Source organism: Flavobacterium bomense (assembly GCF_003970355.1).
The window spans coordinates 1-1,219 of sequence record NZ_RYDJ01000169.1 but is presented as its reverse complement, the minus strand read 5'-3'; the positions used below and the strand labels follow the sequence as shown (position 1 = coordinate 1,219).

General features: G+C 38.1%; 1 pseudogene. It reads right to left on the bottom strand.

What is annotated here, in order from left to right:
* Positions 1-1,219 (bottom strand): annotated as a pseudogene (locus EKL98_RS16470) (glutamine synthetase type III); the annotation flags it as partial.

Genomic DNA, 1,219 nt, shown 5'->3' with positions numbered 1-1,219 from the left:
TCTGCCTTCGATTTGAATTTTCTTGGTGTATTCCTCCAATTCAATTTCATAACGCGCTTCCATTTCTATATGATTCAAGATTCCCATTTCTGAAAATAAATCCAAAGCTTGTTTAGAAACTCTAGCTTTCAAGGCCTCTGGAGTGGTTTTGAAATTACTCAAACCTCTTTTGGCAGCTTCTTTTTCCCATGCATCGCTATAACCATCTCCTTCGAAAAGGATTTTTTTAGAAACTTTGATGTATTCTCTCAAAACATTAAAAATTGCTTCGTCTTTTTTCAACCCTTTGTTTTCAATCAAGGCATCGACTTCAATTTTGAAATCCTTCAATTGTTTGGCAACGATAGTATTCAAAGTCGTCATTGCATTTGAACAGTTTGCCGAAGAACCTACTGCTCTGAACTCGAATTTATTTCCGGTAAAAGCAAATGGCGAAGTTCTATTTCTGTCGGTATTATCCAAAATTACTTCTGGGATTTTTCCAACTACATTCAGCTTTAAATCGGTTTTTTCTTCAGGTGATAATTTACCGTCGGTTACACCTTCTAATTCCGCTAATACTTTGGTCAATTGTTCACCAATAAAGACTGAAATAATAGCTGGTGGCGCTTCATTAGCACCTAATCTATGATCGTTACTGGCGGTTGCAATGGCAGCTCGCAACAACGTTTCATAATCATTTACCGCTTTGATGGTATTGATAAAGAAAGCTAAAAACTGCAAATTGCTCATCGGTGTTTTACTAGGACCCAATAAGTTAACGCCGGTATCTGTAGCTAATGACCAGTTGTTGTGTTTCCCTGAACCGTTAACCCCTTTGAATGGTTTTTCGTGTAATAAAACTTTCAAATGATGACGTTCACCCACTTTTTGCATTACATCCATCAACAAACAATTGTGATCGACAGCAAGGTTCGTTTCTTCAAAAATAGGAGCCAACTCAAATTGATTGGGAGCCACTTCGTTATGACGCGTTTTCACTGGAATTCCGAGCAACATACATTCTTGCTCTAAATCTCGCATATAAGTCAAAGCACGAGTTGGAATCGACCCAAAATAATGATCGTCTAATTGCTGCCCTTTGGCAGAGGTGTGACCTAACAAAGTTCTTCCCGTCATTAAAATATCGGGACGAGAATTAGCTAATGCACTGTCGACCAAGAAATATTCTTGCTCCCACCCAAGTGTTGCTGTCACTTTTTTGACATTTTTGTCAAAA